Origin of the sequence: Pseudanabaena sp. PCC 6802, assembly GCF_000332175.1 — a bacterium.
Taxonomy (GTDB): Bacteria; Cyanobacteriota; Cyanobacteriia; order Pseudanabaenales; family Pseudanabaenaceae; genus PCC-6802.
In genome coordinates, this window is sequence record NZ_KB235914.1 from 295473 (window position 1) to 315712 (window position 20240).

Consider the following 20240-nt stretch of genomic DNA (forward strand, 5'->3'; position numbering starts at 1 on the left):
GTTCTGAGTACTAAAACGTTTCAACAGAAAGTTTGTCAAGATCCCTAAGTGATGCCGTCTGAAACCCTCTGGTAGTGTCACAATATATTATTGATGTAGTGTGTCGATCGCAATTCATGCAAGCGGAAACTCTAGAACTGCTGGAATGGCAGAGATTGTGTCAGCATCTCGCCACCTTTGCTGCCACTAAATTGGGGACAGTGGCGGCGGTTCAGCTTGGCATACCCGAGAATCGCGATCGCTCTCTAGAGCTACTCACCCAAACCAAAGAGGTGTGCCACCTTGAGTCGAAATTGCCAGGTGGTATATCGCTAGAAGGGATTCACGATATTGCCAATGCCGTCTTAAGAGCGCAGAAGCATGGCATTCTGTTGCCGGAGGAACTTTGGCAAGTTGCCACCACTCTAGCCGGAGCCAGAAATCTGCGCCGCAGCCTCGATAGCGTTGAAGGTTGCGATCGCCTGCAAGCATTGGTTAGCGATCTGCGCACCTACCCCGAACTGGAACAGGAAATTTATCGCTGTATTGACGAGGGCGGCACGGTTTTAGATCGCGCTTCCGAAAAGTTGGGCAACCTGCGCAGTGCCCTGCGGCAGGTTCGCGATCGCATATTCAGCAGCTTGCAAGGGATTATGCAACGCAATCACAGCGCCTTGCAGGAAAATATCATTACGCAGCGCAGCGATCGCTACGTCCTGGCTGTCAAAGCACCTCAAAAGGATCGAATTCCCGGAATCGTGCACGATGCCTCCAGTACGGGCATGACTGTATACATAGAACCTCATGCCGTCGTCCCTGAGAATAACAAACTCAGGCAACTAGCACGACAGGAGCAGGCGGAGATCGAAGTTATTCTGCAACGCCTCAGCACGCAGGTAGCTGCCGTTGCTGAGGATTTGTTGAGGCTACTAGAGATTGTCACCGAGATCGATCTGGCGATCGCCCGCGCTCGCTATGCCTACTGGCTGGGAGCCAATCCCCCTGCCTTTGTTGAGGGTACGATCAATGGCAATATTACCCTGCGTCAGTTGCGACATCCCCTATTGGTCTGGCAGCAACAGCACGAGCAAGGTCATGCCGTAGTGCCAGTAGATGTAACGATCGATTCGACTATTCGGGTAGTGGTAATTACTGGTCCCAATACAGGCGGCAAAACGGCGACCTTAAAAACCTTTGGTTTAGCTGCCTTAATGGCTAAAGCTGGCATGTTCGTTCCAGCGCGGGAACCAGTGGAATTGCCCTGGTTTGATGCCGTTCTGGCGGATATTGGCGACGAACAGTCCCTACAACAAAGCCTTTCTACTTTTTCGGGGCACATTCGCCGCATCGCTCGCATCTTAGCTCAAACTTCGCCTCAGAGCTTAGTACTGCTCGATGAAGTGGGGGCAGGTACCGACCCCACCGAAGGGAGCGCGATCGCCAGGGCTTTACTGGAACATCTCGCCGATCGTGCGCGTTTGACCGTTGCGACGACGCATTTTGGTGAATTAAAAACGTTGAAATATCAAGATCCCCGCTTTGAAAATGCCTCGGTAGAGTTCGATGACGTGCAGCTTGCACCTACCTATCGCCTGCAATGGGGCATTCCGGGTAGATCGAACGCGATCGCGATTTCACGTAGACTCGGTCTCCCAGATGAAATCCTGGAGCCCGCCCAAAATCATCTCGGGACTGGTTCGGCGGAGATTAACACGGCGATCGCGGAACTAGAGGCACAACGACGCGAGCAAGTTAGCAAAACCGAAGCCGCCGCCGAACTATTGCAGGCAACGGAGAAATTACATCGCGAAATCGGTGAAAAGTCAGCCGTGCTGCGATCGCAATACCAAGAGTTGCGCGCCATGCAAGAAAACGAGGTGGCAGCAGCGATCAAGCAAGCTAAAAAAGAAATTGCCCGCGTCATTCGCAAATTACAGGCGGGCGACGGTTCGGCTCAGGCTGCCCAGCACGCCGAGCAGCGCTGCGAGGAACTGAGCAAGCGGCATCTACCATCGCAGCAGGTACAAACAAAACCGCAAGCTACGACTTATACACCTCAAGTTGGCGATCGCGTGCGGATCGTCTCGCTCAATCAAAAGGTACAGGTATTATCGTTGCCAAATAGCGCTGGCGAACTCTCGGTGCGCCTGGGGCAAATGAAGATGACCGTGAATCTTAAGGATATCGAACCAATTTCCGTTTAACCAACGGCGGGATCGACTTGTGGAGTGACAGAGTCGAGGCTCGCAACCACAAAGGGCAGATCGCATTTATCTTGGAAAACGCTGAGATCGAACCAAAAAGTCGTACCAACACCGACTTCGCTCTTGAGATGGACGCTACTATGGTGCTTCTCAATAATGTTGCGCACGATGGATAACCCCAATCCCGTACCTTCCAAGGTATGTACGCGATTCTCTACGCGGAAAAAGCGATCGAAAATCCGCCGCTGATCCTCAGAGTCAATGCCAATACCCGTATCTGCCACCTCAACTCGGACGCGGTTAACCGATCTATGGGGGATGGTAGCGTTTTGATCTTGCCATTCATAGGCACGGATGAAAACCTGACCGCCAGGGTTAGTAAACTTGAGTGCATTACCGACTAGATTGGCAAGTACCTGTAACAACAGGTCGTAGTTGCCCCAAACCTTAGCTAGATTTGGCGATATTTCCTTGCGCAATTCAACTCCCTTATCGCGCGCGTTAAGCTGATACGTGCGCACGGTTTGCTCGACGGTTTGATTGAGATCGACAGCATCGAATACATATTGCTTGCCGGACTCTAGGCGCGACAAATCCAGCACATCATTGACCAGGCGAGTCAGGCGATCTGTTTCTCGGTTGGCTGTATCGAGAAACTCGTGCTTTTGCTCGTCGGTTAACTCATCACCATACTCATACAGCGTTTCAATGAAAGACTTGATATTAAACAATGGCGTGCGCAGTTCGTGGCTGACGTTACTGATAAACCGACTTTGAGCTGCATTTAGCTCTACCTCGCGGGTGATATCCTGCACGGTCATGGCAATACCTCTGACGGTATTGCTAGTTCCCATCACAGTGTCAATCCAAAAGCGCAGAGAATGGTTAAACCCACCTTCACCTGGTTCTCCGGCGTGCATGATGCGAAATTCGCCGCCTTCGCGCTCTCCGACAGCAATCTCCAGTAAAGGCCGCGAGATCTCCGTTGCCACGGGGGCAGGTAATATTTGCAAGATATTAGTGCCAATAACTTTGCTGGCATCTAAATCCAGGATAGCGATCGCAGCGGGGTTTGCCAGCATCACCTTCATATCGGCATCCAATAACACGGCTCCATCGGCGATCGTCGATACCAGAGTTTCCAATTTCGCTTTTTCCGCCGTTAACTCCTCAATATTTTGCTCCTCGTAGCTTGCCAGCCGGATCGCCATATTATTAAAGCTTCTGATGAGTTCGCCCAACTCACCGCCAAAGGGCAGGTCGATCCTTTGCTTGAAGTTACCGCTCGCAATACTTTGCACCCCAACTACCAGTTCTTTGATCGGCTTCGTAATCGTGACAGCGTTAGAAGCTGCTCCCAAAATTACCATTGCCCAGATGGAGACAAACACAGCAGTTGCCACGTCCAGCGTCAAGTTAGAAGAAACTACAGCGGTAGGGTTAGGGTTAATCCCGATTGCTAAAGTTCCGAGCGATTTGCCTGAGTCGGTAAGATTAACAAATACATCCGTAACCTCGCCCTCTGGAGTAGCATGCTGGCGCACTTGAGGACGACCGGGGGTAGTATTTGGCTCCTTGGGAATTTGAATGCGACGGCGGATAGTGAGGGAGTTTTTGACCTCGCTAGAGGAAAATGGAATGCCGTAGTAAATTTCACCGTTGTTATCGGCGTAGAGAATATAACGAATGCTGGAACTACTATCGTAAAAATTTTTAGATAGTCGAGCTACCTCTGCCAGGTTATCTTCTGCAACCAGATGCGCCACATTATCGGCAAGTAGTAAACCTAGATCTCGTCCAAACCTGGTATCGCTGAGACGAGCATCGGTTTGAATGTCATTAACTGCCCAAAATGTTACCCCACTCATGAGTAGAGAAACTAACAGAGTCACTAAGGCCATAAGCTTGGTTTGAAGCGTGACCTCTGACCACCAACGCCGAATAGTTGTGTAGATATGTGACAGTAGTTTAAGCAACGCTTTAAATTAAGAAGTTTTTGTAAAAGTGTAAAAGGTAAGTAAAAGTAAATTTTAATAAATACTACTATTCTGCCATGGCTAGTATGATGGATAGCATAAGCAAAAGGGGACTTTTCGATCGCATTTTCTCAACTTTCGTTTAATATGCAAACAAGCTTATTTAGAAAGTTAAAACACGTGAGGATATCAAGATGGATGAGGCTGAAATTACACAAGCTCTGCAAGCCGACCTGAACTTCTTTAAAGTTAAGGTTCAGGCTAAGCATAGGGACGATCAGTTACACATCTTGATTAGTCGCAGTCAAACTAATGATGTGGATTACACCGTTTTGTTTGACGCAGTTCAAAATACCTTGACCCAGCACAAACTACCTGTAGAAGTTTTCACCGTTTACGGCAGAATATTCGGCTCCAAGCATCCAGAATGGCAGCGACAGGGTTCGTTACAACAGATTACAGATGCAGGAGTAGCTGTTACCTCTGCCGTACAAGCTAGCCCACCACTAGCAGACCTGACTCCGGCTCTCACTCCGACAGCAGCAGACTACCTGGCAGAAGTAGATGATTTTACAAGTGATGCTGTAGATTTACCCGACATATATACGCCTGGAGCGACTGCCAAACCTGAGAATGCCAATCTAGATATCGAAGCGATCGCTGCATCAGCCGCTGATGATGTTGAAGATTCTGAGGAGCTATGGAATGTCGAGACCAGCGCATCGGATTTTGAGATACCCGATCTCGATATTGAGGCTGCCACATCGGATTTTGAAATAACTGACGCAGATATTGAGACGGTGACATCAGATCTGCAAGCGGATGACATGTGGGGTGTAAGGACAACTACTACCACGCCAAGCGCAGACGACTCTGATGACATGTGGAATGTAGAGACAACGGAATCGAGCTTTGAGATATCTGATGCAATGGATGCAGAACTGGAGCGTTCTCTAGCTGACGATCTGGAGATGCCTGACCTTAGCAGCGATGACACCTCTGCTTCGATTAGATCCGATATCTCGAATCTAGACGAATCCGACCTGAGTGGTGAAACGCCTTCTATATCTGATGATTTTGGACTGGCTGAATACAGTCCGGATTTGTCTGTGTCTGAGGAATTTGACATGTCCGCAGATAGTCAGGAATCTTCTATGGAGGCCGACACAGCTTCTTCAGCAACGACAGAACCAACAGCGCGTAGCGGGGGCAAAAAAGCTGTGGGAGCGATCGCTCTGGCGGCTTTACTAGCAGTAGCTGGTGGTGGAGGCTGGTTTGTATTTGACAAATCAGCGCAGGAGCAGAAATTAGCTGAAGCCCAGGCCATATCTGCTAAGACATTTGACCCGAACCAGTTGGGGAAAGTAGAGGCATTGCAAGATGCCCACGCCCAACTAAAGAAAGCCGTCACGCTATTAGGAGAGATTCCTAACCGTCCTGGTTCTCCCTACGAGCAAGCACAATCAGAGCTAAAAGCGCTGCAACCCAAGTTACAGGCCGTTGAAGCCAAACTCAATGCGGAGAAACCAGCGATCGACAAGCTAGAGAATGCCAAGAAATTAGCTATGGATGCTAGCATCATCGTTCAAAACCCACCACATAAAGCAGATGTGTGGCAAAATGCCCAGACCAAGTGGCAGGAAGCGCTCAAACTACTGGAAAGCATCCCCCCAAGCAGTTTAGCGGCAGCGGAGGTCACACAAAAACTAGAACTATATCGCAGTAACTATGCTGCGATTACGGCACAGTTGCAAAAGCAAAAACAAATTGATTTTGCTGCTTCGCTCTGGCCGCAGGCTTTAGGCCCCGATCTGCAAGCAGAAATTCAACAACTCAAAGCCCGCAATCTACCGCATCCTCAATTTATTAGCGGCTGTATCGAGATCGTTAGCCCTCGGTTGAACGTGGGAGAGTTGAAGCAACAAGGCTTTCAACCCGATCGATTCTCGAAAGTCTTCTGCGAATACGTGGCATCGACAAAATAAGGAGATTTCCAGAAAACACGGGATTTGCTGAGATTGGGCGATCCCGAGTCTAAAACTTTTCCCTTGCCTTTTGCATTGTCACCTATGACTCTACGCGATCTGGTTGGACATGGGGATGTGGGTCTGCGTCTCCACGCAGGGGTGGAAGCCCTGCAACCCGTCCTAATACGAATTGATGGTGCTGGAAATGAATAATTGGTTATTGCGCCAACGTCAAAAACACCCGTGGGGTATTTATGCACTGTTGTTTGTATTGGGCTTGGCGATCGCCATTGGCATTTACTTCATTTTCTTTCGCGCCGAAGAAAAACTCGATGCCAAGGTGCCATCGCTCCCGCAGCACCCACAGATTCAGGTGTACATGAATCATAACGAATCTGATAGTTATACCGATCGCTACCGCCGTATCCTGCGCTATGGTGACAACCTGGAACGCATACTGCTCGACAACATCAACCAAGCTGATACGAGCATAGATGTAGCAGTACAGGAGTTGCGGTTGCCCAGTATTGTCAAAGCCTTAATCGAGCGCCAAAAAGCAGGAGTAAAAGTCCGTCTCATTCTGGACAATACCTACAATCGCAGTTATAGCGAATATACCTCAGCGGAAATTGCCAAACTCAATAGTAGAGCGAAACAAAAATATCGGGATTTCTTTGCGTTTGTCGATGTCAATCGAGATGGCAAATTAAGTCCCACTGAGATAAGCGATCGCGATGCTATTGTCATCCTGAAAAATTCCAATCTACCCTATATCGATGACACGGCAGACAATTCTCGCGGAACGGGGTTAATGCATCATAAATTCATGGTAATTGATGAGAAAGTCATACTGGCTGGCTCCGCCAACTATACCATGAGCGATATCCACGGTGATTTTAGCAATCCTAACTCCACTGGCAATGCCAATAACCTGGTCAGAATTGAGAACGAAGAGGTAGCCAAATTATTTACGCAGGAATTCGATCTTATGTGGGGCGATGGGCCAGGTGGACAGGCCAATAGCTTATTTGGTAGCAAGAAACCCTATCGCAAAGTCAAATACGTTCTGGTTGGAGATGCTCAGGTGCGGGTCAAATTCTCTCCCGATTCTAGAAATCTCTCCTTTGAGCAAACTAGCAGTGGCTTGATCGGTACCGTACTGGCTAGTGGCGAGCAATCTGCCGATCTAGCATTGTTTGTATTTTCGGAACCTGTCTTGGGCAATATCCTCGAAACTCGACAGAAAAAAAATGTTAATGTCCGGGTTCTGGTTGACTCGAATTTTGCCTACAGAAACTATGCCACCACTCTGGATATGTGGGGCTTTGTCTCCACGCAAGACTGTAAGTTTGGGAATGGTCGTCCTTGGGCAGCCCCAATTAAGACGGCTGGTATCCCTAGCCTATCAGCAGGAGATTTGCTCCATCACAAGTTTGCCACGATCGATCGACATCTTGTCGTCACTGGCTCGCATAACTGGTCGATTAATGCTAACTACAATAACGATGAAGCGATCGTTGCAATTAATAACCCAGTGGTAGCAGCACACTTTCAACGCGAATTCGATCGCCTGTATGCAAATGCTATTCTTGGCCCCACTGTCAAACTAAAGAAAAGCGCGCCGACTATCTGTCCGAGTAAACTTAAGGGGATATTCAAACCAGAGAACCAAACCCTAGTGCCAGCCAAAACGCAGGCGATCGAGTCAGAAGAAACGTTACCTAACGAGTAGATAGGGCATCGGCTCTGAGGTCGTCGATCAGTCGAGCGAGTTGGTCGCTATCTGCCTGGTAGACCTGCGCGCAAAAGTGACAGGTCGCTTCAGCACCGTCATCCTTGACAATCATGTCCTTTAACTCTGCCTCGCCCAGCATCTTCAAGGCTCCCAAAACGCGATCGAACGAGCACTTGCATTGAAATCTGACTAACTGTGTTTCTGGGAATATCTCTAAACCCAGATCGCCAAGCAGGTCTTGCATAACCCCAGACAGAGATTTACCCTGGCGCAGTAACGGGGTAAAACCAGTCAAAGCACTGATGCGAGACTCTAGAAGTTCGATCAAACGCACGTCATGGGCTGCTTGGGGTAAAACTTGCAGAAGTAGCCCACCAGCCGCCGCTACGCCAGTTTTATCGACAAATACCCCTAGTAACAGGGCAGAAGGTGTTTGCTCGGAAGATACAAGGTAATGGGTCAGATCTTCACCGATTTCGCCGGACACCAGTTCAACCGTACTGGAGTAGGGATAGTCATAGCCAGTATCCTTCACTACATAGACAAAACCATTGCGCCCTACCGCTTTACCCACATCGAGTTTACCTTTGTCGTTGGGGGGCAGTTCTACTTGAGGATTGGTGACATAACCTCTAACCGTGCCATCCAGGCCAGCATCTGCAAACACAACACCCAAAGGCCCGTCACCATTAATGCGGATATTAATACGCGCTTCTGCCTTTTTCATGCTGGAGGATAGCAACAAGCCCGCGCTCATTGTCCGACCGAGAGCGGCGGTTGCCACGGCTGACATTTTGTGACGGCGGCGTGCTTCTTCTGTAAGTTGAGTTGAAATTAAGCCTACGGCGCGAATACCGCCGTCAGCCGCAGTGGCACGAAGTAACTGGTCAGCCATTGATTCACACTTCTATTTTGTAACTATCTACCAACACTTAATATTACGCAAAATTACTGGGTCGTAGAATCCGTCTTCAGACTATTTTTGGCGCGATCTGGTTTATATAGCCATAGACAGATCTGTTAGGACAGAGGGTGTGGGGGCTGCGCCCCCACGCAGGGGAGGCAGGGCGGTCTTGGGGGTTCCCCGCTAGAGCCACTGCCGTGTGAAACCCCTGCACCCCGTCCTAAGCCTGTTGACTATAGCTGGGGGTGAGGGGGGTGTTATCCTTTGTCGCGATCGCTTAATCTAAATTCACAATTGGTAGGTAAATAGGATCGATCTGACAATCTTCGCTAAAATGAACGGATTGAGTATATTTGCTACTGAAACATGCTGCAAAGCGCTGAGCGAGCCATTCCCGACCCACAAGATTCTGCTGCTAAGCGCAAGCTATGGCTGGCAGCTATCAAGCCACCTATGTACAGCGTTGCCATTATTCCGATTACGACTGGTACGGCGATCGCCTTCCATGAAACTGGCATTATGCACTGGGGCGTATTTGCGAATTTCTTAATCTCCGCAATTTTGATTCTGGTCTGGGAAAATCTGAGCAACGACGTGTTCGACTCTGAAACAGGCATAGATCGCAATAAGGCTCATTCCATTGTGAATCTGACTGGTAAGAAAAGCGCGATCTTTTGGCTGGCTAATATCTGCCTCATGCTGGGCATTCTTGGCGTACTAGCAATTTCCTGGTGGCAAAGGAATTTTGTGGTGGTGGGGCTAATTGCGCTCTGTTGCTTCTTGGGATATACCTACCAGGGACCTCCATTTCGATTTGGCTATCGCGGTTGGGGTGAGATTATCTGCTTCTTTGCCTTTGGGCCGTTAGCAGTATCAGCCGCCTATTACAGTCAGGCACAAACCTACTCCTGGGTAGCATTGCTCGCGTCGGGGATTGTTGGGATTGTCACCAGTCTAATTCTATTTTGCTCTCACTTCCACCAGGCAGAAGATGATATCGCGGCTGGCAAGCGATCGCCAATTGTCAAACTCGGTACATCTCGATCGGCTCGACTATTACCCTGGCTCTGTGGCAGCATTTACGCTTTGACGCTTTTGGGAATCGGTTTGGGCGCATTCCCAATCTGGACGGCACTGGTATTTACCAGCCTCCCGGCGGCGATCGGACTCTGCACCTGGGTAGGACGGAATCACGATCGCCCCGAATTGGTAAATAACTGCAAGTTCATCGCGGTTGGCTTGCACTTCTGGAGCGGAGTGTGCCTAGGTCTCGGTTTTATTCTTTAGCAGCAATTTATAGCGGTTTTCACTTGAGAACGGGTTTTATTTTTGGGGTGAAGGGGTGGAACACGGCAGTGGCTCTAGCGGGGAACCCCCAAGACCGCCCTGCTTCCCCTTCTTGGGGGCAACGCCCCCAAACCCCCTTCTCGTTTTCATCTGAAAACCGCTATAGCTAACGGATCTCTATGGCAATATGACTGAGCTTTTCAAAAATGTTGCGGCTGTAATCAATGGGCCACCAGTCATATAGAAATATCTCCAGCGGTCGCCACATAGCCACCCAGCCGATAATTAGCAGTCCTTCTTTGAAAATGTCAATTAACGTCTGATTATTCAGCCAGCCAATTAATCCACTGACACTAATGCAGAAAAATAAGAATACCAAGCCCACGATCAAAGCAACGCGCCCTTCACGCAGGATGGCGCGCAGTTCCTTATCTTTAGTCTGCCTGCGATAGTCGAAATAGTGATGGATGGCTTCTGGGACGATCTGTTTTGCTTCTTTCTTCAACTCATCGGGCAAGTAAAACACTAACTTCAGGGTGGTTTTGAGTGGGAACTCGCACACTGACTGGACGATATAATTTTCCACTTTGTCATCAAGATCTTTTTCTAAGAACGGCGATGGATCGAATGAATTAAATAGTTGGTGCAGATTGTTGAATTTCAGCTCGATTAGATAGATATTGCCTTCGCGATTGTAATAGGACTCTACTTTTTTCATCGGAACAGGGCAAGTTACTTTCAAAAAAGTATACTAGGTCGCCTCATCCTTTTTCTCGCCCCCTGTAATCAGTCTTGCTCCTCGCTGTTTAGTAAAGTAGTTCCAAGCCCATTGAGTCAATACCAATAACTTATTATCAAATTCAATTAGGTAATAAATGTGTAAGAAAGTCCAGATTAGCCATGCGGGTATGCCCGTAAACTTTAAGAAGCGCATGTCTACTACTGCCGCATGCTTGCCAATTACAGCTAAGTTACCCCAATCTGCATAACGAAAGGCTGGTAATTTTTTTTCTACCAGTCGGGCTTCGATCAGGTCTGCCACGTATTTTCCCTGCTGCATTGCGACTGGAGCTATACCAGGCAAGGGTTTATTGCCTTGATGGGCATAGTTTGCCAGATCGCCAATTACAAAAATATTAGGATAGTTGGCAATGCTTAGATCTGGTTCGACAATTACTCGGCCAGCTCGATCTAGCTGTACGCCAGTACAGTCGGCTAAAACTTTTCCCATCGACGATGCTTGCACTCCCGCTGCCCAGAGGATGTTTTCAGCCGTGATGTAGTCTGTGCGATCGCCACTGCGAACAGCCACCACCTTATCGCTAATTTCTGTGACTAGAGCTTGGGTCTTAACCTGCACGCCAAGACTCTTTAGCGCCCGCGCTGCCTCTAAGGATAGGTCGGCAGGATAGGTTGGTAATATGCGATCGGTACCTTCAATCAATACTATTTCCGTTTCCGTGGTATCGATACTGCTAAAGTCGCTTTTCAGCGTACCATGAGCGAGTTCGGCCAATGCCCCTGCCAGTTCTACACCAGTGGGACCGCCCCCAACGATCGCAAACGTCAGAAGGGCGCGCCGCTTTTGGGGATCGCATTCCTTTTCAGCCTTTTCAAACGCCAGTAAAATACGACGGCGCATTTCTACGGCATCTTCTAGGGTCTTAAGTCCGGGAGCATCCTCTGCCCAGCAATCGTTACCAAAATAATGATGGCTCACGCCAGTGGCAACGACTAGCGTGTCGTAGTCAATAGTTTCCCCGTTGCGGGTAATTAGTGTTTGTTTTTGAGTATCTATACCGGTAACCTCACCCATGAGCACCCTTGTGTTTTTGTGCTTTGCCAGGATGGCTCGCAAAGGAGAGGCAATGTCCGCCGGGGATAAGCCGCCTGTTGCCACCTGGTAGAGTAGCGGTTGAAAGAGATGAAAATTACGCTTGTCTAGTAAAGTAACCTGCACGGGGGATTTACCTAGCTCCTTAGCCGCATACAACCCACCAAACCCACCGCCCACAACTACGACATGATGAGCGTTAGGATCGGCTTTGGCAGAACTGTAGCGATCGGAGCTATTAGCTATTATTGTTTGCATCACAATTACCTCATGGGATCGGCAGAGGGGAATTTATGCAGATCGGAGTCTGACTTCTTCATTATGCTGAAATGCTACTGAAATGGTATGTAGCGTCAGCCACTATTCAACGCCATAAGGTTCTCACTGCCACGGATAGTATAGCTATAGCCAATAGGCTTAGGACGGGGTGCAGGGGTTCCACACGGCAGTGGCTCTAGCGGGGAACCCCCAAGACCGCCCTGCCTCCCCTGCGTGGGGGCGCAGCCCCCACACCCCCTGTCCTAACAGATCTGTCTACGGCTATATAGCAATTTTTAGATGAAAACGAGAAGGGGATTTGGGGGTGTTGCCGCCCAAGGCAGATTTACTAGCGATCGCAAGATCTTCCTTGAGGAGTAGCATCGGGATAAAACGTCACGATCGCATCTCTATCTTTGACAAAGACTGCCTGATAGTTTTTGCCTGAGTCGGCATCCCGTACAGATAGAATACATGCACCCTGGGCGTTCCCCCGCTCTTTATAGGCTTTGGTGGCAGCAAGCATTAGCTCCTCAGCATTGTTAACATAGGAGTAACCCTTGAGTTCGTCAGTCCAGGTTTGCCCATCCTTCTTAATTACTACACCCAAGGTATAAAGCACGCCAGGGATGACTTCCTCGCGATCGCGGTTATTCGCTAGACGACCGCCTTGCCCATTTTGCTGCAATTGCAGATATCGCCCCAAGAAATGTAAACCGCCAATTTTGGTTGCTCCTTCTAGCTCGCCACAAAAGATATGCTCGAAACCCTCTCGCTTTGTCCAAATTGAGGTGAGATCGTCCAAAAATTCTGCTGGCGAATTGCGCCCCGCGACTAATGAGCCTCCGACCGCAGCACGAATAGCACTGACCACGGATGGGTACTCGGATAGCAATCGCCTCACATCGCTACTCTTGAGCTTCGTTCCAATTGGGCCGCAGGTACGCAACACTGCGCGATCGAAATCATTGAGCGCCGGCGGTGGAGGTGTGATATCTACAACTCGCCTTTGGGGGCGGTTCACCTCTACCAGTACTTCGCTGGTAGAGGTATCGAAAAATGGCAGGAGAGCGTTATTGGGCTGGCTGCTAGCGATCGAAGAGGTACTTGAGGCACTACTTGCCGCACTACTCGACGAGCTGTTACTGACAGTACTAAATGTGCCACATGTAGCACTAACCCAGCGTCGTTGCGGCGTAACACCGGGAATTTCGAGCCAGATATATTCTCGCTTTGTGCTATTAAACCCGATCGCGTTATATTTCTGGTTCTTTGATACCCGAACATTGCCTGGGTTTGCACCATTTATCGCTCTAGGGGCAGCACAAGCACGGCTTGCAGTGAATGTGCCGGATTGCAGAACCTGAGCTTGAAGGATGTTGGCGGGTATGAATATTGCGATCGTTAGTATTGCAGTTAATACACCTAAAGCGATCGCTCTGGCGATCGCGATTGAAATTCCCATCCAAATTTCCATAAGTACCCATCCAAAGTTATTTACATCGATAGCGCTACTCGAAATCCAATCTGATTTAACCAAACGTCCGGCGTATACTTACCACGCGCAGCAGCACGACAACGACCCGGAATCGCAAACCACGATCCCCCTCGCACGACGCGATATTCATCGTCGCCATCCTCTTCCCAAATGCTTCCATTGTTGGGTGCGCCCTTGTAGTTGTCATGCCAAGGATCGGCACACCACTCCCATACTTGACCGTGCATGTCAGCTAGGCCAAAGGGGTTACAGACAGAGAAACTATTTACGGCAAGGGTTTGGGTGCGATATTCTCCTAGAGGGCCAAAGCCATAGCCAGAGGAACCATCATAGTTAGCTAAGTCGGTCGAAATCGTATGCCCATAACAAAAGGGTGTCTTTGTGCCGCCTCGACAGGCATATTCCCATTCGGCTTCGCTAGGTAAGCGATAATCCCTACCAGTGGCTCGTGACAGGCGAGTGCAAAATTCCATCGCCTCGAACCATGAAATGCTTTCTACGGGTCTATCTGAGCTTTTAAATTCCGATGGGTCGGGGTTAAGCACCAGAGGCTTAGCTGGGTTGGAGGGAGGTAAATTAGCAACTACTTGCCACTGAGCCTGGGTGACGGGGTGCTTGCCCATGAAAAACCTGGAAATATTCACCCAGTGCTGCGGGCCTTCGGTCATTTCTCTACCTGCTTCTCTGTCAGATGAACCCATAAAGCAAACGCCACTGGGGACATATACCATTTCCAGAATGGCAGATAATTCGGATGATGAAGTAATGTCCTGAATCAAGAGCTTAGCTCGGTTGACACGACGATTGATTTCCTTGCCATTGGAGTTTAACCTGACTACTTCATACTCAAATTCGCGACTATAACCGCTCTCTATCCGACGATCTGCCAATTGATGACGCTCTGCTTCTGCCATTATGTCCAGGGTGATTTGCCGATCGCTGTTAGCGCTCGCTAAATTGGGATCTAAAGCTAATGCCCGGTCGTAATCGGCGATCGCAGCTAGACAATCGCCTAATTCACGATAGGTATTACCGCGATAATTATAGGCTCTTGACAGGTCCGGCTGCAATTCAATCACTCGACTGTAGTCGTCAATTGCTACTTGATATTTCCCCAGGCTAGTATAAGCCAGTCCCCGGTACAGGTATGCTTCTACGTACGAATCGTCCAGAGCGATCGCCTGACTAAAGTTGGGAATTGCGTCCTGGTAGTCTTCGGCATAATATTTTAGTTTCCCGCGTTCAAAGTAGGAGTCGGCAAAACTAACTTGGCGACTGTATCCTATGGCGGTAAGAGACTGATTGAGCTGATTGAGGTAATCCCAGTCTTCTAAAGTGGTGTTTGCGATCGTAGTATTAATTAGATCGTTAAATGTTCTATCTTGATGCGGTGGTAGTGGCGTGATGTTGTGTAGATCTAGCCATGCGTTCATAGATCGGACGATCTGCCCTTGCGCCCAGGAGCGATCGCTTAAGTGGCTCAAGCTCAAACCTAGATCTAGGCATAGCTCTGGATAAGATAGAGGTTCCCGTTCCCACAAACTTTGATAGAGAGACTGATACCGCATCACAATTAGCTTGACTAGCTCGCTCGTTTCCTGTGATGGGACATCTCTCAGCAACTGAGATAAGAACTCCGGCAATAACGGTCTCAGTCTCAATTTTGGGATGGGATTGAGGAGAAAATATTCATCCAGTTGCAATCCAATCGATATACAATAGGAACTTGCAATGTATTGCTTCAATCGATCTAAGTCTGACTGACAAAAAACATACGATACACCAGAAGTATCCACATCTATTCCACTCTGACGGGCATTTTGCTCCTGCTCGATCGCTTTTAGATTTTCGATAAAGATAGGGATACTGTTAGGGTCATAGTTTTGACTGTATTCCTCCGGCGATATCCCTTTAGCAGTAGCTTGCTTTAAGCCCTTCCACCACTCTAAAGTAGATTGTTTGGCTAGACTGTTAAGACACTGCCGCAGGTCGATTTCTAATACTCCTGGTACGTAGCGATACTCGGTGCAGGACAAGCCCCAGTGGCCTGAATGCAAGTATAAAATCTCGGCAAACACGTCAGATTCCAGAACTACGATCGGTTCTGTTTTCAGCATCGTAAATATTTCAGCCACCGCTGACTCCCCGGCAAATGCTTCCGGGAACCAGTTGTCAGCTAACAGATCGACTGGCCGATCGCGATCTCTGTAGAACTGACAAAACTGTTCTAACTGCGCCGTTAGTTCTGGGAACAGCGTCAGATCGTTTAAATCTGCTTCGGAAGAGGTTGGTATATGTAGAAGAATTTGAACTGGAACGATACTGAACCTGCTCATCTCAAGATCGAACGCATCTGAGAGATGTAGATTTTGGTTAATAGCCTCCCAAATTTTCGACTTTGCAGTCGCTCTGGCTCCTAACTTCGCGCTCGTGGTTGAAGTATTTGACTGTAGATTAAATTGCACTAATGCCGTATGGCGATCGCTGGCACGGATAGCCAGAATAATTTGTCGCTCGGTTGTTTGTAGCTTTTGCTGTAGATCTTTCTGGCGCGATCGCCGCCACTGGAGAAATTGCTCGGATTGGCTAGAGTCAATTTCAGAGGGCTGCATTTTGTTAGCCAGCAGTTGCCTGAATTCCAATAGCTTTTGCTGGCATTCTGGGTTTAGCTTTGCCTCTAGATCTGCATCAGTATCGTCGGAGAGCGTGTCGTCGCGATTCTCTAAGGCACGGAGTTTAAGCTGTATCAGCCAGAGCCGCTGGACGAGCATCGCCAATGTCAGATCGGAGGCGATCGCCTCGTCTAACACGGATGCGTGACAAACGGGCCGACAGCTTTCAGTCTGACATAAAGCTTCTAAACCTTGCTTAAACTTAGACCAGAACTCCATAATTCCTAGTGCTTGGATATGAGGTATTGCAGGGATCTGCTACCTTAGAACTGATATAGCCGCAGATAGATCTGTTAGTGCAGGGGGTGTGGGGTTGCGCCCCCACGCAGGGGTGGATCCCCTGCACCCGCTCTCAGCCTGTTAGCTATAGCAGTAGTTTTAACACATCAAAGCGTTGAGTCACAGTAATTTTAGTTCCGAACACCATCTGTTTGAACTTGCTACACCGCACGGTAATGCTATCCCTGTTGTGTTTGCTTTTCCAAATACATACTCGGTTGGCATTACTAGCTTGGGTTATCAGACGATCTGGGCGGATCTGGCAATGCGATCGGAAGTAGCTGTCAGCCGCTGGTTTACGGATGACTGCGAACCATTGCCACGCTATGCGGAGTTGTTAGGTTTTTCTTTCTCCTGGGAACTGGACTATGTCAATATTCTAGCCGCATTAGAGCATTTGGGCGTACCAATTAGCAGCACCGATCGCGCATCTGACTCGCCACTAGTTTTTGGCGGCGGTCCAGTTTTGACTGCCAACCCCGAACCATTTGCCGATTGGTTTGACTTTGTTTTGCTGGGGGATGGGGAAGAACTGATTGGCAACATGCTGGCTGCCTATCAACAGGTACGCGATCGGCCTCGCCATACTCAGCTCAAGCACTTGGCAAAGGTGCCTGGTATTTACGTGCCCGGTTTCTATGACATAACCTACGAATCGCCAGAAGGGGCGATCGCCTCAATTCAACCCATTGACTCCGATATTCCTGCCACTGTCGCTAAACAAACCTACAGGGGAAATACCCTTTCTGCGTCTGCGGTGGTCACTGCTAAAGCTGCTTGGGAAAGCATCTACATGGTGGAAGTGGCGCGTAGCTGCCCGGAAATGTGCCGTTTCTGCTTAGCCAGCTATTTGACTCTGCCGTTTCGTACCCCCAGCGCTACGGACAGCCTGATTCCTGCCATAGACAGGGGCTTGAAAGTAACCAATCGCTTGGGCTTACTAGGAGCATCGATTACTCAGCATCCAGAATTCGATCTGCTGCTGGACTATCTTGCCCAACCCCAATTTGATTCAGTCCGACTCAGTTTGGCATCTGTGCGCGCGAATACGCTAAGCGTGAAGCTAGCCCAAACCCTTGCCAGCCGCGATAGTCGCTCGGTAACTGTCGCTGTAGAAAGCGGTTCCGATCGCCTGCGTCAGATTATCAATAAAAAGCTGCACAACGACGAAATTATACAGGCGGCGGTTAACGCTCAGGTGGGCGGGTTGAGCGCGCTCAAACTATATGGCATGGTGGGCGTTCCTGGTGAAATCGATCGCGATCTCGAAGAGACTGTAGAAATGCTGCGATCGCTCAAAAAAGCCGCTCCAAAACTCCGAATCAGTTTTGGTTGCAGCACGTTCGTACCTAAATCTCACACGCCTTGGCAATGGATGGGAGTCGATGCCAGCGCCGATAAAAAACTGAAGTATCTGCAAAAACAACTAGCTCCAAAAGGGATTGACTTTCGTCCAGAAAGCTATAAAGACTCCATAATTCAAGCGGCGATTTCCAGGGGCGATCGCCGCCTCCAGGCTTTGTTACGACTGGTATACGAATATAGCGGTGGCTCAGTGCCAAGCGACGGCATGTACAAGCGCGCCTTTAAGCAACTGCGCGGTCAAATACCTCCACTCGAAGCCTACGTTTACGAAAATTGGCAAAGCGATCGCGTTTTACCCTGGCAGCACTTGCACGGGCCTCTACCTGCAAATACTTTACAGAAACATCTAGAAACTTCACTAGCATATAGGATAAAACCGGATCGGCAATAGGATGTGAATGTATATGACATCAGTAGATATTTTGCAAGAAACCAGCGATTTCAGGCTCACCTACGAACCTTTAGATGTGGCTGAGGTTTACAGGCTGGCGGATACATCGGCAAATGGGGCGGTGGTGCTGATGAGTGGTATGGTGCGGGAGCAAACCGCAGGTCGAACTGTAGACCATCTGGACTATCAGGCATACGAGCCGATGGCTCTAAGGATATTTGCGCAAATTACGCAGGATATTCGGCGCATGTATCCCGATGTTAGTCGCGTTGTAATTCATCATCGTTTGGGCAAGCTAAGGGTGGGTGAAATTAGCGTCGCGATCGCCGTGGGATCTCCCCATCGCGCGGAGGCGTTTGATGCCTGCCGCTATGCCATCGACGCGCTCAAACAAAATGCCCCCATCTGGAAAAAAGAATACTGGCTTGACGGTGATAGTACTTGGGTTAATATTGGCAAGTGTAATTTGCCGTAAGCTCCTTCTCATTCACAGTCACTATGAAAAATCCAGGTTTAGTCCGCTTAGCTAGCGCGATCGCCTGCTCGATCGTCCTTTGTTCCCCATCATTAGCCAGCGCTCAGAACGGTTCGATTGAGTCGCTGGCAAATGCATCGGCAAGAAGTTGGCAGAAACAAAGCCGTTTGACGCAGATGCGCCCTGAGAATTTTGACTTGACGCTGTATCCGATCGTCGATGCCAATGAAGGTTATTGGAAAAGCCTGCTATGGGATACCAGCATTGCAGAACCGCAGGATGATTTCGTCGCTCAAAGTTTAAGCCAGATCGTCGCTCTGACTGCTACACCTAATCTATCTGACTCTCAAGGGAGCATCGTGGAAGCTGCCATGCAGGTGAGCACGCAGCTATACGCCAGCAATCCCAAGCGGTTTGCGATAATTCGGAACAGCTTCGAGCAAGCCCTGGAACGCAGTTCCGATCCGCAATGGGTAGCGATGTCGCTGTCGGGATTGGCGAAGGGAGATGCGTCAGTAGGCGAACTCGTGCGGATGGGCGATCGCATCAAACAGCGATTCCCTCGCTGGCATCAGGATGTCTTGCTTTACACGACCCTAAAGGAGATCGATCGCCTTGCAACACCAGCCGCTACGCCACCCTTAGCCGATTTGCTGAGCTGGACGATCGCACCCGATTCTTTCCATCTTTACGTCATCTGCCAACCCAACCGTCAAGTACTTTGTCAGGCAGTGGTAAAGGATCGGAATGGCGAGTTTGTCAGACAAAACGGTCAATTATGGTCTGTGCCGTTGTTATTGCGATCGCTGCACCATCTGAGTTGGAAATTCACTCGCGGACAAACTCCTCAGGGTATCTATCGTATCGAAGGCACGGTACCGCAGCCGGACACAGAATATTTCCGCGCCTACGGGCAGTTCCCATTAGTTAAATTATTCGTGCCTTTTGAAGGAGGAGTGAAGGAATTTTTGCCAGGGCAAAAGGGGACTTTTAGAGGCAATATCCAACAATATCAGACATTGCTACCAACTTCCTGGCAAAACTATTTTCCCATGCAGCAAAGCTACTGGGCGGGATTGTACGGGCGATCGCTATTTCGGATTCATGGTAGCGGTGAAGGAGCTAACTACTTCCCAGGCAATCGCCCTCAACTGGGCAACAATACCTGGAGTCCGACAATTGGATGTCTTTCCGCTTTGGAAGTATATGACGATCGCGGCAATCTCTCTCAATCGGATATGCCAAAGATTTTGAGAACGCTCACCAATCTAGGCGGTGGTAGTTTATCAGGTTATTTAGTTGTCGTGGAAGTCCCCGGCGATGGCAAAACCCCTATTTCGCTAGAAACCATTCAGGCATCAATTAAAGAAACCTCCACAGCTTCATCATCTAGATAACGATCTAGCGTCAGTAAGC

Annotated in this window: 13 protein-coding genes; 7 read left to right on the forward strand and 6 right to left on the reverse strand. The window is 49.2% G+C overall.

Annotated elements, in window-relative coordinates; translation table 11 throughout:
* Positions 1-116: 116 nt before the first annotated feature.
* The gene (locus tag PSE6802_RS0106670; RefSeq protein ID WP_019499274.1) at positions 117-2183 is read left to right on the forward strand and encodes an endonuclease MutS2; all 2067 of its coding nucleotides are present in this window, start codon (positions 117-119) and stop codon (positions 2181-2183) included.
* Here PSE6802_RS0106670 and nblS read toward each other — a convergent pair.
* Positions 2180-4084 carry a two-component system sensor histidine kinase NblS gene (nblS, locus tag PSE6802_RS0106675; RefSeq protein ID WP_156815449.1) on the reverse strand — a complete coding sequence of 635 codons (1905 nt, stop codon included), beginning with the start codon at positions 4082-4084 and terminating at the stop codon, positions 2180-2182. The two genes, PSE6802_RS0106670 and nblS, sit on opposite strands and share 4 nt — an antisense overlap.
* Positions 4085-4353: 269 nt before the next feature.
* Here nblS and PSE6802_RS0106680 point away from each other — a divergent pair, with 269 nt between their 5' ends.
* Entirely contained in the window at positions 4354-6144 is a 1791-nt protein-coding gene (locus PSE6802_RS0106680) for a hypothetical protein (protein WP_019499276.1), read from the forward strand.
* A 187-nt stretch (positions 6145-6331) separates the two neighbouring features.
* The gene (locus PSE6802_RS0106690) at positions 6332-7858 is read left to right on the forward strand and encodes a phospholipase D-like domain-containing protein (protein WP_162139212.1); all 1527 of its coding nucleotides are present in this window, start codon (positions 6332-6334) and stop codon (positions 7856-7858) included.
* On the opposite strand, the gene hslO is transcribed toward PSE6802_RS0106690, so the two are convergent.
* Positions 7848-8756: an Hsp33 family molecular chaperone HslO gene (hslO, locus tag PSE6802_RS0106695; protein ID WP_019499279.1), complete on the reverse strand. Its 909-nt coding sequence runs from the start codon at positions 8754-8756 to the stop codon at positions 7848-7850. The genes PSE6802_RS0106690 and hslO overlap by 11 nt on opposite strands.
* A 375-nt stretch (positions 8757-9131) precedes the next feature.
* On the opposite strand from hslO, the gene menA reads away from it, so the two are divergent.
* Complete coding sequence (gene menA, locus PSE6802_RS0106700) at positions 9132-10052, forward strand: 2-carboxy-1,4-naphthoquinone phytyltransferase (RefSeq protein WP_019499280.1); 921 nt, start codon at positions 9132-9134, stop codon at positions 10050-10052.
* A gap of 166 nt (positions 10053-10218) precedes the next feature.
* Here the strand turns inward: menA and PSE6802_RS0106705 are convergent, their stop codons facing one another.
* The 4 genes from PSE6802_RS0106705 to PSE6802_RS32510 form a co-directional block, all read right to left on the reverse strand.
* Positions 10219-10770: a hypothetical protein gene (locus PSE6802_RS0106705; RefSeq protein ID WP_019499281.1), complete on the reverse strand. Its 552-nt coding sequence runs from the start codon at positions 10768-10770 to the stop codon at positions 10219-10221.
* A gap of 33 nt (positions 10771-10803) precedes the next feature.
* Entirely contained in the window at positions 10804-12144 is a 1341-nt protein-coding gene (locus PSE6802_RS0106710) for an NAD(P)/FAD-dependent oxidoreductase (RefSeq protein ID WP_019499282.1), read from the reverse strand.
* A 349-nt stretch (positions 12145-12493) separates the two neighbouring features.
* Positions 12494-13609 carry an EndoU domain-containing protein gene (locus PSE6802_RS28080; protein ID WP_083901747.1) on the reverse strand — a complete coding sequence of 372 codons (1116 nt, stop codon included), beginning with the start codon at positions 13607-13609 and terminating at the stop codon, positions 12494-12496.
* Positions 13610-13641: 32 nt separating this feature from the next.
* Positions 13642-16533 carry an SUMF1/EgtB/PvdO family nonheme iron enzyme gene (locus PSE6802_RS32510; RefSeq protein ID WP_019499284.1) on the reverse strand — a complete coding sequence of 964 codons (2892 nt, stop codon included), beginning with the start codon at positions 16531-16533 and terminating at the stop codon, positions 13642-13644.
* Between the two features lie 175 nt (positions 16534-16708).
* Between PSE6802_RS32510 and PSE6802_RS0106725 the strand changes: the two genes are divergently transcribed.
* From PSE6802_RS0106725 to PSE6802_RS0106735, 3 genes are read left to right on the forward strand one after another with little or no spacing between them, the layout of a single operon-like run.
* A complete protein-coding gene (locus PSE6802_RS0106725) occupies positions 16709-18349 on the forward strand; it encodes a B12-binding domain-containing radical SAM protein (RefSeq protein ID WP_026103117.1) in 1641 nt (546 codons plus the stop codon).
* A 13-nt stretch (positions 18350-18362) separates the two neighbouring features.
* Positions 18363-18824, forward strand: a complete 462-nt coding sequence (locus PSE6802_RS0106730; protein ID WP_019499286.1) for a molybdenum cofactor biosynthesis protein MoaE — start codon at positions 18363-18365, stop codon at positions 18822-18824.
* Between the two features lie 23 nt (positions 18825-18847).
* Complete coding sequence (locus PSE6802_RS0106735; RefSeq protein WP_019499287.1) at positions 18848-20221, forward strand: hypothetical protein; 1374 nt, start codon at positions 18848-18850, stop codon at positions 20219-20221.
* Positions 20222-20240: the final 19 nt, after the last annotated feature.

Bases quoted from the DNA above. Each gene is read 5' to 3' on its own strand.
- PSE6802_RS0106670 (WP_019499274.1), top strand. From the start codon at position 117: ATGCAAGCGGAAACTCTAGAACTGCTGGAATGGCAGAGATTGTGTCAG.
- nblS (WP_156815449.1), bottom strand. From the start codon at position 4,084: ATGGCCTTAGTGACTCTGTTAGTTTCTCTACTCATGAGTGGGGTAACA.
- PSE6802_RS0106680 (WP_019499276.1), top strand. From the start codon at position 4,354: ATGGATGAGGCTGAAATTACACAAGCTCTGCAAGCCGACCTGAACTTC.
- PSE6802_RS0106690 (WP_162139212.1), top strand. From the start codon at position 6,332: ATGAATAATTGGTTATTGCGCCAACGTCAAAAACACCCGTGGGGTATT.
- hslO (WP_019499279.1), bottom strand. From the start codon at position 8,756: ATGGCTGACCAGTTACTTCGTGCCACTGCGGCTGACGGCGGTATTCGC.
- menA (WP_019499280.1), top strand. From the start codon at position 9,132: ATGCTGCAAAGCGCTGAGCGAGCCATTCCCGACCCACAAGATTCTGCT.
- PSE6802_RS0106705 (WP_019499281.1), bottom strand. From the start codon at position 10,770: ATGAAAAAAGTAGAGTCCTATTACAATCGCGAAGGCAATATCTATCTA.
- PSE6802_RS0106710 (WP_019499282.1), bottom strand. From the start codon at position 12,144: ATGCAAACAATAATAGCTAATAGCTCCGATCGCTACAGTTCTGCCAAA.
- PSE6802_RS28080 (WP_083901747.1), bottom strand. From the start codon at position 13,609: ATGGGAATTTCAATCGCGATCGCCAGAGCGATCGCTTTAGGTGTATTA.
- PSE6802_RS32510 (WP_019499284.1), bottom strand. From the start codon at position 16,533: ATGGAGTTCTGGTCTAAGTTTAAGCAAGGTTTAGAAGCTTTATGTCAG.
- PSE6802_RS0106730 (WP_019499286.1), top strand. From the start codon at position 18,363: ATGACATCAGTAGATATTTTGCAAGAAACCAGCGATTTCAGGCTCACC.
- PSE6802_RS0106735 (WP_019499287.1), top strand. From the start codon at position 18,848: ATGAAAAATCCAGGTTTAGTCCGCTTAGCTAGCGCGATCGCCTGCTCG.